The organism is Kitasatospora purpeofusca (assembly GCF_034043715.1).
Taxonomy (GTDB): domain Bacteria; phylum Actinomycetota; class Actinomycetes; order Streptomycetales; family Streptomycetaceae; genus Kitasatospora; species Kitasatospora purpeofusca_A.
In genome coordinates this window covers 42,590-54,572 of sequence record NZ_JAXCLC010000064.1, presented here as the reverse complement: position 1 = coordinate 54,572, position 11,983 = coordinate 42,590, and the positions used below count along the sequence as shown (strand labels likewise).

Here is an 11,983-nt window from a genome sequence, read left to right as displayed (position 1 = left end):
GGCGGCGGCGCCGCCACTCGGTCGCGCCGGCGGGCGCCCCCCCCCGCCCCCCCCCCCCCCCCCCCCCCCCCCCCCCCCCCCCCGCGGCCCGTGGGGGGGGGGGGGGGGGGCGGCCCCCCCCCCCCCCCCCCCCGGCCGTTGCCGTGTCCGTACCCCTGTCCTCCCCTTGCCCTGCCCTTGCCTTGCCCTGCCCTCACCTGCCCCGCCCGGGCCTGCCCGGGCCGCCGCTCAGCGCCGCCGCACCGGCCGGGCGAGCGCGACGGCGAGGCCCGCGACGAGGGCGAGCGCGAGCAGGACCGACCGGCCGCCCACCGCCGGACCGGCCAGGTGGACGCCGAGCACCGGCAGCGCGGTGCCGAGCGCCGTGCCGAGACTGCGGGCCATGTTGACCATGCCGCCGCCGACGGCCGAGCACTCCGCCGGGATCGCCCGCATCACCAGCGCGTTGTTGGCCGGCAGCAGCAGGCCGAGGCCGCCGCCGGCCACCAGCAGCGGGCCCGCCAGCAGCACCGCGGGCGCGCCCAGGGCGGGCAGCAGCGCGCAGCCGAGCAGTCCGGCCCCGGCGAGGGCCGCGCCGCAGCGGCAGCGGGCGACGTCGGACCAGCCGCGCGGCAGCAGCCCGCCGCCGACCGTCGCGGCCACCGCGAACGCGGCCGGGAGCACGGTGATCACCAGCCCGGAACGCGCGGTCGGGAGCCCGGCCTCGGCGAGCAGCACCGGGCCGAGGACCAGCGGGCAGAACAGCAGCAGGTAGCCGATCAGCGCGACCGCGAGGCCGGGGCGGACGCCGGGGGTGTTGACCAGGCCGGGAGCGAGGATCGGCCGGGTGGCGCGGCGCTCCTGGCGGACCAGCGCGAGCCCGCACAGGACGGCGGCGGCCAGCAGGGCGGCGACCGCCCAGGCGGGCAGCGGCAGACCGGAGGCGGCGGAGAGGGCGAGCAGCAGCGCGGTGGTGGAGCCGCCGAGCAGCAGCAGGCCGGCCAGGTCGAAGCGCCCGCCGTCCGGCTCGGGCCCGAGGGCGGCACCGGCGTCGACGCGCGGACGCGGCGGCGGGCTCGGTGCGGTCGCCGCGCGCGGGAGCGCCGCGTCCGAGAACACCGCGTGCGGCAGCGCCGGGTGTGACAGCGCCGGTGCGGCCTCGACCCTGGTCCGGGGCAGCAGGAACCACCCGGCCACGATGCCCACCAGCGCGACCGGCACATTGATCCAGAACACCCAGCGCCAGGAGGCGTGCGCCACCAGCAGTCCGCCGAGGCTCGGGCCCAGCGCCAGACCGAGGCCCTGCGCCGCCGCCTGCACCCCGAGCGCCCGGCGCATCGCGTGCCCGGGGACACCGCGCGCGACCAGGGCGACGCTGTTGGCCTGCATCATCGCGCCGCCGACGGCCTGGACCGCCCGGCAGGCGACCAGGGTGCCGAGGCCGCCCGCGAACCCGGCCCCCAGCGAGGCCAGGCCGAAGACCGCGAACCCGCCCAGGTACATGATCTTGCGGCCGACCAGGTCGGACAGCCGGCCGATCGGCGCGAGCAGCGCGACCAGGACCAACAGATACCCGAGGGCGACCCATTCGACGGCCGCGAACCCGGCGTCGAACCGGCGCTGGAGCGCCGGGTAGACGAGCGCGGTGACGCTGGCCGTCAGCTGGCCGAGGAACGCGCCGAGGCAGACGGTCCCGACGGCGAGCCAGTGGGCGTACCGGCGGCCGGCTATGCCGCGCGGTCGGGGGCGCTCGGCGAGCAGCCGGGCGGTGAGCGTTGACGCGGCGTTCATACGGGGAAATATATCGGATGCAGATATGTTCGTTCTACGACGTGTTCTGCGGGCGACCGGTCCGTGACCGAGCGGGACCGGTCGCCCCCGACCGATCCGCCGCCGTCAAAGGGCACCGGTACCAGGCGCTACGCTGTCGGCCATGCCGTCGTCACCACCCGTTCCCGAATCCGCCACAGGCCCGCAGGACATCGAGCCGCAGGACACGGAGCCGACGACGATCGAACGCGCCCGCCGGCTCACCGACGCGGTCACCCGGCTCCGCCGCGCCCTGCGCAGCAGTATCCGGACCGACTACCCGTGGGAGTCCCTGCCGATGGCGCAGGTCGAACTCCTCCAGACGCTCGCCGCCGCCCCGCTCCGGGTCGGCGAACTGGCCGCCCAGCAGCGGCTCGCACCGAACACCGTGAGCGGACTGGTCGGCAAACTGCTGGAAGCCGGCTTCGTCGACCGCCAGGCCGACCCCGGGGACCGCCGCACCGCCCGGATCGCGCTCACCCCGGCCGGCCGCCGCCAGCTCGACGACTGGCAGCGCGCCCACGAGCGCCGGATCGCCGGCGCCCTCGACACCCTCTCCACCGCCGACCGCGACGCCGTGATGCACGCGCTCCCCGCCCTGGAGAACCTCGCCCGCGCCCTCGCCGAGCCCCCGGCCTGAACCGCGATCCCCCGGCCTGAGCCGCCAGCCCCCGGCCCGGACTTCCGACCCCCGGCCCGGGCCGCGAAATCCGGTACCGCTCCGGCCGTCGAGGCCACTATCGTCCGGCCATGGACGCCCCCGCGCTGCGACTCGAACCGTGGACCGACGCCGACCTGGGCCTGCTGCGGCTGATCAACACCCCAGAGATGCGCCGACACGTCGGCGGTCCGGAGAGCGAGGAGCGGATGCTCGTCCGCCACCGCCGCTACCTCGACTTCGTCCCCGCCGGGATCGGCTGCATGTACCGCGTGGTGCTGGAGACCGACGGGCCGGAGACCGGGCGGGTGGGGTCCGGCGGGGCGGGGCCCGACGGGGTGGGGTCCGGCGGGGTGGGGTCCGGCGGGGTGGACGTCGGCAGTGTCGGCTACGCCGAGCGCGCGTGGCAGGGCGGCACCGTCTACGAGATGGGCTGGAACGTGCTCGCGCCCTACCGGGGCCGGGGCATCGCCGCCACCGCGGCGCGGGCCGCCGTCGAGGCCGCCGCCCGCACCGCGCGCCACCGCCACCTGCACGCCTTCCCCTCGGTGGACCACCCCGCCTCCAACGCCGTCTGCCGCAAGGCCGGCTTCACCCTCGTCGGCGAGACCGACTTCGAGTTCCCGCCCGGCCGCTGGATGCGCAGCAACGACTGGCGGGTGGACCTGAGCGCGCTCAGGGGCGCCTGACCTGCTCCGGCCCGGTCGGTCCGACCTGCTCGGGGTGGGTGCGGAACAGGGCGCTGCCGCCCTCCAGGTCGAGCAGCCAGCGCTTGCGGTCGACCCCGGCGGCGAAGCCGGTGAGGGCACCGTTGGAACCGAGGACGCGGTGGCAGGGGCGGACGATCAGCAGCGGGTTGGCGCCGACCGCGCCACCGACCGCGCGGACGGCGCGCGGGGACTCGCCGGCCAGATCGGCGAGCTGCCCGTAGGTGACGGTCTCCCCGTACGGGATCCGGTCGAGTGCCTCCCAGACCCGCTTGCGGAAGTCGGTGCCGCCCGGGGCCAGCGGCAGGTCGAAGGTGGTGCGCTCGCCCGCGAAGTACTCGGTGAGCTGGGTGGCCGGTGCCGCGAGCGCGTCCGGGTCGTAGACCCAGCCGTCGGCCGGCTCGGCGAGCGCGTACTTCTGGCCGGGGGCGGTGACGGTGGCGAGCCCGGCCGGTCCGCCGTCCTCCGGCAGGACGCCGCTGAGCATCAGCCGGCCGAAGGGGCTCTCCAGGAAGGTGAAGACGGTGGTGCTCATGCGGGGGTGTTCTCCGTTCGGGTGCTGAGGTCGTCGGCCGGGGCCGCCCAGAGGCGGTGCACGGCATAGGAGCGCCAGGGGGCCCAGGCCCCGGCGGCGAGGGCGGCGGACTTCGGGTCCCCCGGGGCGCCGAGCCGGAGCAGTCCGTGCTTGACGCCGATGTCGCTCGGGAGGAAGACGTCGGGATCGGCGAGCGCGCGCATCCGCAGGTAGCCCACCGTCCACGGGCCGATGCCGGGCAGGGCGAGCAGTCGGGCGGCCGCCTCCTCCCGGTCGACGCCGCCGTCGAGCCGGACGGTGCCCTCGGCGAGGGCGGCGCACAGGCCGGTGAGCGCACGGCGTCGGGCGGCCGGCATCGCGAAGTCCTCCGGGTCGGCGGTGGCCAGGGCGGCGGCGGTCGGGAAGAGCAGCCGCAGTCCGCCGCTGGGTTCGGGCAGCGCGGTGCCGTACTTCTCGGCCAGCCGGCCGGCCAGGGTGCGGGCCGCGCCGACGGTGACCTGCTGGCCGAGGACGGCGCGCACGGCCAGTTCGTGCGGGTCGACGTGCCCCGGCGAGCGCAGCCCGGGGCGGGCCCGGACCAGCGGCCCGAGCAGCGGGTCGGCGCCGAGCTGCTCGTCGACCGCGACCGGGTCGGCGTCCAGGTCGAACAGGTTCCGCATGCGCTGGACGGCGGTCGGCAGGTCGCGCAGGTCGGTGAGGAACAGCCGGCAGTCGAGCCACCCCCGGGTGACCGGCCGGTCGGTGCCCAGGCCGTCCACCTCGGCGATGCCGGTCCCGTACGGGAGCGCGAGGGTGCGGCGGTAGGTCCGCACGCCGGGGCCCCGGCCGGGCACGACCTCCTCCACCCCGGGGACGGCCCGCAGGGCGAGGAAGTCGATCAGGTGGTCACTGTCCAGGGCGCCCCGGTAGGCGAGCCGCAGGGCGAGGCCCCCGGCCGGGGTGGCGGCGCGCCGGCCGGCCGCGACCTCGGCGCGCAGCCCGCTCGGGGTGCGGTCGTAGATCTCCCGCACGGTGTCGTTGAACTGCCGGACGGAGGCGAAGCCGGCCGCGAACGCGATCTCGGTGACCGGCAGCCCGGTGGTCTGGAGCAGCAGCCGGGCGGTCTGGGCGCGACGGGCGCGGGCCAGCGCGATCGGCCCGGCACCGAGTTCGGCGGTGAGCTGGCGCTGGAGCTGGCGGGAGCTGTAGCCGAGGCGGTCGGCCAGACCGGCCACGCCCTCGCGGTCCACCACGCCGTCGCCGATCAGCCGCATGGCCCGGCCGACCAGGTCGGCGCGGTGGTTCCATTCCGGCGAGCCGGGGACGGAGTCGGGGCGGCAGCGGCGGCAGGCCCGGAAGCCGGCGTGCTGGGCGGCGGCGGCGCTGGGGTAGAAGGTGCAGTTGACGCGCTTGGGGGTCACGGCCGGGCAGCTCGGCCGGCAGTAGATGCCGGTGGAGGTGACGGCCGTGAAGAAGACGCCGTCGAAGCGGGCGTCCCGGCTGTCCACCGCGCGGTACCGGATGTCGTCGTCGATCACGTTATCCAGTCTGCGGCACCGGAGGGACCTCGACCGGCGGGAATCGGACATGGGCGTCGGCCGCCCCGCCGGGCCGGCCGGGCGGTGCGGCCGGACACCGGGACCGGTGGAAAACCAGGGGCCCGCGCCCGCTCCGGCCGGATAGCCTGCCCGACGCCCGACGTGTCCCGACACATCCCGACCTTCCGCACGTGCCCCGACCGACAGGAGATCCCGTGTCCGAACAGCCCTACTCCGGTCCGGCCGACCCCCGGGTCGCCGCCCTGCGCCTCGCGGAGTTCGCCTTCCCCGGCCCGCTGCGGGACCAGTTGGTCGACGCCGTGCTGTCCGGGGCCAAGACCAGCACCGCCGGTCTGGTCACCCTGTACGAGGCCGAGGACGAGCCGGTGCCGCGGGCCGGGGACCGGAACGCCGTGGTGGACTCGGCCGGACGGATCGTCGCGGTGACCGAGACCACCGAGGTCCGGATCGTCCGGCTCGACGAGGTCGACCTGCGGCACGCCCTCGACGAGGGCGAGGGGTACACGACGGTCGCCGAGTGGCGGGCCGGGCACGAGCGCTTCTGGCACAGCGACGAGCTGTGCCAGGTGCTCGGCGACCCGGACTTCACCGTGGAGGACGACACCCGGGTGGTCCTGGAGCGGTTCCGGCTGCTCGCCGACTTCCGCTGACGGCCACCACCGCCCGCCCCCGGCCCGCCGCCGGTAGCGGTGGCGGGCCGGACGGGCAGGCGGACAAGCGGACAGCCGGACGGGCACCGGCCCGACGTCACCGCTTCACGGGGCCTCCCGCGGCGCGCATCGACTTGGTGATGCTCTTCCACTTCTTGAGCCGCTCGGAGGCGAGCCTGGCGTCCGAGCGGGAGGCGATCCAGTCGTTCTCCCGCTGGAGCTTGAGATAGCTCTCCATCCGGCGCTCCGGCAGCGAGCCGTCCTCCAGCGCGGCCCGCACCGCGCAGCCGGGCTCGCCCCGGTGGCCGCAGTCGTGGAAGCGGCACCCCTGGGCCAGCTCCTCGATGTCGGCGAAGGCGAGTGCCACCCCCTCGCCGCCGTAGAGGCCGACCTCACGCAGGCCGGGGGTGTCGATCAGCACCCCGCCGCCGGGCAGCGGGACGAGTTCACGGGTGGTCGTGGTGTGCCGGCCCTTCTGGTCGCCCGAGCGGGCGGCCTGGACGGTCATCGCATCGACCCCGGCGAGCACATTGGTGAGGGTGGACTTGCCGACGCCGGACTGGCCGAGCACGGCGGTGGTGCCGGGCGTGCAGGCGCGCAGGACGTCGATGCCCTCGCCCGTCTCGGCGCTGACCACCAGGACGGTGACGCCGGGCGCGGCGGCCTCGACGTCGGACCGGATGAAGTCGGCGTCGTCGACCAGGTCGGCCTTGGTGAGCACGACCAGCGGCTCGGCACCGGACTCCCAGGCGAGGGCGAGGAAGCGCTCGATCCGGCCGAGGTCGGGCTCGGCGGCGAGCGAGGCGGCGATCACCACGGTGTCGACGTTGGCCGCGAGCACCTGGCCGTCGGAGCGCTTGCCCGCGACCTTGCGGATGATCGCGGTGGAGCGCGGCAGCAGGGCCGCGACCGCGGGCAGGGGCCGCCCGGGCGAGAGGTCGACGGCGACCCAGTCCCCGGTGCACGGACAGTTGATCATGTCGGCGTCGCCGACCTGCCGGGTGTCGGCCCGGACGGTGCGGAGCTCGCCCGTCCCGGGGTCGACCAGGACGGCGTCGCACTGCCCCCGGTCGATCCGGACGATCCGGGCCGGGACCAGCCCGGCCTCGGCCAGCGGCGCGAACAGCTCGTCGAGCGCGCTGGTCCAGCCGTAGCCGGCCAGCGACGCGGCGGCCTCGGCGGAGTCGAAACCGTCGGAGCCGGTGGAGGGGAAAGAAGAGGAGAACGGAACGGAGGCAGCGTCGAACAACGCAGTGGGCCCTTCGGGAGGAAAGTGATCCCGCCGGGCGGCTGCGGCTGCGTGCGCGAAGGGCTACGTCAGCCGGCGGCCGGCAGGGAGAGGTGAACGCGGTCGCTGCCCAGGGCAGCCGTCATGGCAATCGTGGCCACGAGACTCACCTCCTGCTTTCTCTCCTCGGACGGCGCACCACGCCGCCCGAACCGGACGCCCAACACGCTAGCGGGCCCCACCGGCCCTGCCAACCGGTTTTTCAGCTGCGGCTCCGTACACCATCTGCGGCTCCGTACACCACCTGCACACCACCTGCGGCTCCGGGCGCCCCTGCGCTCAGCGCCGGTCCCACGGCGGGCTCGGCGGGCGACTCGGCAGCGGGTACTCGGGCGGCGGCGCGGTGGGCCGGTCGCTGTCCGGCGGCGGCGGGGCCGGCCGGTGGTGCGGACCGCCGCCGCGCGCCGTGATCCGGCCGCGGACGTTGTCGGCCGCGAGCACGTCGGCCCACCGCTCGGGGTACTCGGAGGGCACGTCGGCGTCCTCGCCGTCCTCCTCCCAGTACTCCTCCTCGCCGCCCTCGGCGAGGCCCAGCTCGCGTGCCCGGCGGGCCCGTTCGACGGCGCGCCGGGCGGCCACCTCGCGGACCACGGCGGCGGCGGCCTCCTCGTGCGCGCGCTCGTTCTCGGCGCGGGCGTCGGCGGTCTCCAGGGTGGGCCAGCGGCGGTCTATGGCCGCGTTCATGGCGGCGCCGATGAGCACCGCGAGCGCGACCACGAAGATCCACAGCAGTACGGCCACCGGCGCGGCCAGCGAGCCGTACACCGAGTGGCCCTCGATCGAGCTGACCAGGTAGAGGCGCAGCGCGACGCTGCAGAAGACCAGCACCACCAGGGCGACCAGCGCGCCGGGGATGTCCTCGCGCCAGGGCGTGGAGACCGGTACCGCCAGGTGGTAGAGCGTCGTCAGCGAGACGATCAGCAGCAGGATCGCGAACGGCCAGTAGGCGGCGTTGATCAGCCCGCCGCTCTCCGGCACCGCGTTGGTCACCAGCCCCGGCCCGGCCATCAGCAGCGGCAGCACCAGCGAGCCGATCACCAGCGCGCCGAGGTAGAGGCCGAGCGACATCAGCCGGGTCTTGACGATGCCGCGCTTGCCGTCGAGCCCGTACATCACCGTGATGGTGTCGATGAAGATGTAGAGCGCCCGGGATCCGGACCAGAGCGACAGCAGGAAGCCGATCGAGATGAGGTCCGGCCTGGTCTGGTCGAAGACCTGGCGGAGCAGCGGCTGGACGACCTGGGTGATGGAGGAGTCCGAGAGCACCGTGCCGGCCGCCTTGACGATGTCGGCCTTCAGCTTGTCGATGGTGCCCGCGCCGAGGAAGTCGTCGAGGTAGCCGAGGGTGCCGGCCAGGCAGAGCAGCAGCGGCGGGATGGAGAGGAGGGTGAAGAACGCCGCCTCCGCGGCGAGCCCGGTGACCCGGTACTCGACGCAGGTGTTGGTGGTGTCCTTGACCAGCGCCCAGACGGTGGTCCGCCAGGTGGCCTGCTTGGCCGCCCGCCGGGAACCCTTGCCCCGACGACGGGAGGGGCGTTCGGGGGTCGACCGGGTCGTTTCGCCTGCTGCTTGCACAGGGCCAACGTTATCGGGCCCGGACCGGTCGGCCGCTCTCCCGGGGCACGGGCGCGACACGGACGCGACACGGACGGGCACACGGGCACGGCACAGACGGGTGCGCGGGCGCGGCACGGGCGCGGCACGGGCGCGGCGCGGGCGCCCCAGCGGCGCGGCGGCGGCTCGGCGGCGGCTCGGCGACAGGGCGGCGGCGGGACGGAAAAGAAGGGGCGCCGTCGGCCCGGTCGGCAGGAGCGGCGGGAACGCTCCGACATCTCGCCATCCGAAACCAGGAGGTCCAAAATACGGACGTTAGTGGACCTCGAGTCGTGCTCCGTGCGAATCTCTTGCCATGCCGAGCGCCGGAACCACCCTAGTAGGTCGACTGCACGTCGATCTCCTTCGCGTGTCCAGCGCCATCTGTCCGGTGACCTGAGCCCAACCCCGCCGCCTCCCACCGCACCCGGCGCCACCTCACCGCCATCCCCGTCGAAGCGGATGCGCAGGCGCCCGCCCGGCCGCCGCGAATGCTCTCCCGGTCCTGAGAAACCCGCAGGTCACAGCAGCTTCGCCGGGTCGAGCACGCCCCGTGACCAACCCGGCGTCAGAGCCACCTGCCCCGAAGGACTTCACCATGGCCACCACTCCCGAGACCGCCGAGCCACAGGCCGAGAGCGCCCCCGCGCGCCGCCCCGCCGCGGTTCGCAAGGTGACCCGTCACCGCGGCGAGGGCCAGTGGGGCATGGGCCACTTCACCCCCTTGAACGCCAACGAGCAGTTCAAGAAGGACGACGACGGTCTCAATGTGCGGACACGTATTGAGACGATCTACTCCCAGCGGGGCTTCGACTCGATCGACCCGGCCGACCTGCGCGGCCGGATGCGCTGGTGGGGGCTGTACACCCAGCGCAAGGAGGGCATCGACGGCGGCAAGACCGCGATCCTGGACCCGCACGAGCTCGACGCCGAGTACTTCATGCTCCGGGTCCGGATCGACGGCGGCCGGCTGACGGTCGCCCAGCTGCGCGCCGTCGCCGAGGTCTCCGAGGAGTACGGCCGCAACACCGCCGACCTGACCGACCGGCAGAACGTCCAGTACCACTGGATCCGGATCGAGGACGTCCCGGCGATCTGGCAGAAGCTGGAGGCCGTCGGCCTGTCCACCACCGAGGCCTGCGGCGACACCCCGCGCGTCATCCTCGGCTCCCCGGTGGCCGGCGTCGCCGAGGACGAGATCATCGACGGCACCCCCGCCATCGACGAGATCCAGCGCCGCTTCATCGGCAACAAGGACTTCTCCAACCTGCCGCGCAAGTTCAAGTCCGCCGTCTCCGGCTCGCCGCTGCTGGACGTCGCCCACGAGATCAACGACATCGCCTTCGTCGGCGTGGTCCACCCCGAGCACGGCCCCGGCTTCGACCTCTGGGTCGGCGGCGGCCTCTCCACCAACCCCAAGCTCGGCGTCCGGCTCGGCGCCTGGGTCCCGCTCGACGAGGTCGCCGACGTCTACGGCGGCGTCATCGGCATCTTCCGCGACTACGGCTACCGCCGGCTGCGCAACCGCGCCCGGTTGAAGTTCCTGGTCGCCGACTGGGGCACCGAGAAGTTCCGCCAGGTGCTGGAGGACGAGTACCTCGGGTACAAGCTGGTCGACGGCCCCGCCCCGGCCGAGCCGAGCGGCCGCTGGCGCGACCACGTCGGCGTGCACCGGCAGAAGGACGGCCGCTACTACGTCGGCTTCGCGCCCCGGGTCGGCCGGGTCGACGGCAAGCTGCTCGGGCAGATCGCCGACCTCGTCGAGGCCCACGGCAGCGACCGGCTGCGCACCACCGCCGAGCAGAAGATGATCGTGCTCGACATCGCCGAGGACCGGGTCGAGTCCCTGGTGGCCGGCCTGGAGGCGCTGGACCTGCGGGTCACCCCCTCGCCGTTCCGCCGCGGCACCATGGCCTGCACCGGCATCGAGTACTGCAAGCTCGCCATCGTCGAGACCAAGGAGCGCGGCCGCACGCTCATCGACGAGCTGGAGCAGCGGCTGCCCGAGTTCGCCGAGCCACTGACCATCAACATCAACGGCTGCCCGAACGCCTGCGCCCGCATCCAGGTCGCGGACATCGGCCTCAAGGGCCAGCTGGTGACGGACGAGCACGGCAACCAGGTCGAGGGCTACCAGGTGCACCTGGGCGGCGCGCTCGGACTGGAGGCCGGCTTCGGCCGCAAGGTCCGCGGCCTCAAGGTCACCAAGGACGGCCTGCCCGACTACGTCGAGCGCGTCCTGACCCGGTACCAGGAGGACCGCACCGAGGGCGAGCGCTTCGCCCAGTGGGCGGCCCGGGCCGACGAGGAGCAGCTGTCGTGAGCGAGCGTGCCGCCCCGTTCTTCTGCCCGTACTGCGGGGACGAGGACCTGCGCCCGTCCGAGGCCGGGCACGGCGCCTGGGAATGCCACGGATGCCGCCGGGCCTTCCAGTTGAAGTTCCTCGGCCTGCTGTCACCGAGCAATGGGGGTAACCGGAGTGACCGGCACGACGACTGACTTCGAGGAGCTGGCCACCAGGGCCGGCCGCGAGCTGGAGGAGGCCGACCCGCGGGAGATCCTGCGCTGGGCCGCCGACACCTTCGGGAAGCGCTTCTGCGTCACCTCCTCGATGGAGGACGCGGTCGTCGCGCACCTGGCCTCCTCGGTGTTCCCCGGGGTGGACGTGGTGTTCCTGGACACCGGCTACCACTTCCCGGAGACCATCGGCACCCGGGACGCGGTGGCCGCGACCATGCCGGTCAACGTCATCACGCTCACCCCGGCGCTGACCGTGGCCGAGCAGGACGCCCAGTACGGGCCGGAGCTGCACGACCGCGACCCGGACCAGTGCTGCGCGCTGCGGAAGGTCGAGCCGCTGAACCGCGGCCTCGGCGGCTACGACGCCTGGGCCACCGGACTGCGCCGCGACGAGTCGCCGACCCGCGCGAACACCCCGGTGGTCTCCTGGGACCCGCGGCGCCGCAAGGTCAAGATCGCCCCGATCGCCCGCTGGACGCAGGAGGACGTGGACGCCTACGTCAACGCCAACGGCGTGCTGCTCAACCCGCTGCTGTGGGAGGGCTACACCTCGATCGGCTGCTCGCCGCTGTCCTGCACCCGCAAGCCGGGCGAGGGCGAGGACGCCAGGGCCGGCCGCTGGTCCGGCTCCGGCAAGACCGAGTGCGGCATCCACCTCTAGCCCCGATCCGCCGACCGCCGTAGAACACGGCAGACCACCGCGCAG

General features: G+C 74.7%; 12 protein-coding genes. 7 read left to right on the top strand and 5 right to left on the bottom strand.

Annotated features, from left to right (window positions below; all coding sequences use genetic code 11):
- Positions 1–228 precede the first annotated feature (228 nt).
- A complete protein-coding gene (locus SM793_RS27860; protein ID WP_320441045.1) occupies positions 229–1,770 on the bottom strand; it encodes an MFS transporter in 1,542 nt (513 codons plus the stop codon).
- Between the two features lie 142 nt (positions 1,771–1,912).
- Here SM793_RS27860 and SM793_RS27855 point away from each other — a divergent pair, with 142 nt between their 5' ends.
- The gene (locus SM793_RS27855; RefSeq protein WP_320441044.1) at positions 1,913–2,428 is read left to right on the top strand and encodes a MarR family winged helix-turn-helix transcriptional regulator; all 516 of its coding nucleotides are present in this window, start codon (positions 1,913–1,915) and stop codon (positions 2,426–2,428) included.
- Between the two features lie 110 nt (positions 2,429–2,538).
- Positions 2,539–3,135, top strand: a complete 597-nt coding sequence (locus SM793_RS27850) for a GNAT family N-acetyltransferase (protein ID WP_320441043.1) — start codon at positions 2,539–2,541, stop codon at positions 3,133–3,135.
- Here the strand turns inward: SM793_RS27850 and SM793_RS27845 are convergent.
- Together SM793_RS27845 and SM793_RS27840 are read right to left on the bottom strand one after the other, a co-directional pair.
- The gene (locus tag SM793_RS27845) at positions 3,122–3,688 is read right to left on the bottom strand and encodes a methylated-DNA--[protein]-cysteine S-methyltransferase (protein WP_320441042.1); all 567 of its coding nucleotides are present in this window, start codon (positions 3,686–3,688) and stop codon (positions 3,122–3,124) included. The genes SM793_RS27850 and SM793_RS27845 overlap by 14 nt on opposite strands.
- Positions 3,685–5,256, bottom strand: a complete 1,572-nt coding sequence (locus SM793_RS27840; RefSeq protein WP_320441041.1) for a DNA-3-methyladenine glycosylase 2 family protein — start codon at positions 5,254–5,256, stop codon at positions 3,685–3,687. The genes SM793_RS27845 and SM793_RS27840 overlap by 4 nt, the downstream gene beginning before the upstream one ends.
- A gap of 164 nt (positions 5,257–5,420) precedes the next feature.
- Here SM793_RS27840 and SM793_RS27835 point away from each other — a divergent pair, with 164 nt between their 5' ends.
- Positions 5,421–5,876, top strand: a complete 456-nt coding sequence (locus SM793_RS27835; protein ID WP_320441040.1) for an ASCH domain-containing protein — start codon at positions 5,421–5,423, stop codon at positions 5,874–5,876.
- A gap of 97 nt (positions 5,877–5,973) precedes the next feature.
- Here the strand turns inward: SM793_RS27835 and rsgA are convergent, their stop codons facing one another.
- Complete coding sequence (gene rsgA / locus SM793_RS27830; protein ID WP_413816046.1) at positions 5,974–7,125, bottom strand: ribosome small subunit-dependent GTPase A; 1,152 nt, start codon at positions 7,123–7,125, stop codon at positions 5,974–5,976.
- A 318-nt stretch (positions 7,126–7,443) separates the two neighbouring features.
- A complete protein-coding gene (locus tag SM793_RS27825; protein WP_320441039.1) occupies positions 7,444–8,739 on the bottom strand; it encodes a YihY/virulence factor BrkB family protein in 1,296 nt (431 codons plus the stop codon).
- 334 nt (positions 8,740–9,073) lie between these two features.
- Here SM793_RS27825 and SM793_RS27820 point away from each other — a divergent pair, with 334 nt between their 5' ends.
- The 4 genes from SM793_RS27820 to SM793_RS27805 all read left to right on the top strand — a co-directional run bounded on the left by SM793_RS27820 (position 9,074) and on the right by SM793_RS27805 (position 11,938).
- Positions 9,074–9,157: a putative leader peptide gene (locus SM793_RS27820; RefSeq protein WP_310593185.1), complete on the top strand. Its 84-nt coding sequence runs from the start codon at positions 9,074–9,076 to the stop codon at positions 9,155–9,157.
- Positions 9,158–9,355: 198 nt separating this feature from the next.
- The gene (locus SM793_RS27815) at positions 9,356–11,080 is read left to right on the top strand and encodes a nitrite/sulfite reductase (RefSeq protein ID WP_320441038.1); all 1,725 of its coding nucleotides are present in this window, start codon (positions 9,356–9,358) and stop codon (positions 11,078–11,080) included.
- Entirely contained in the window at positions 11,077–11,256 is a 180-nt protein-coding gene (locus tag SM793_RS27810; protein WP_030391290.1) for a hypothetical protein, read from the top strand. Before SM793_RS27815 ends, SM793_RS27810 begins: the two co-directional genes overlap by 4 nt.
- On the top strand, positions 11,237–11,938 hold the full coding sequence (locus SM793_RS27805) for a phosphoadenylyl-sulfate reductase (protein ID WP_320441037.1): 702 nt from the start codon (positions 11,237–11,239) through the stop codon (positions 11,936–11,938). The genes SM793_RS27810 and SM793_RS27805 overlap by 20 nt, the downstream gene beginning before the upstream one ends.
- Positions 11,939–11,983 lie beyond the last annotated feature (45 nt).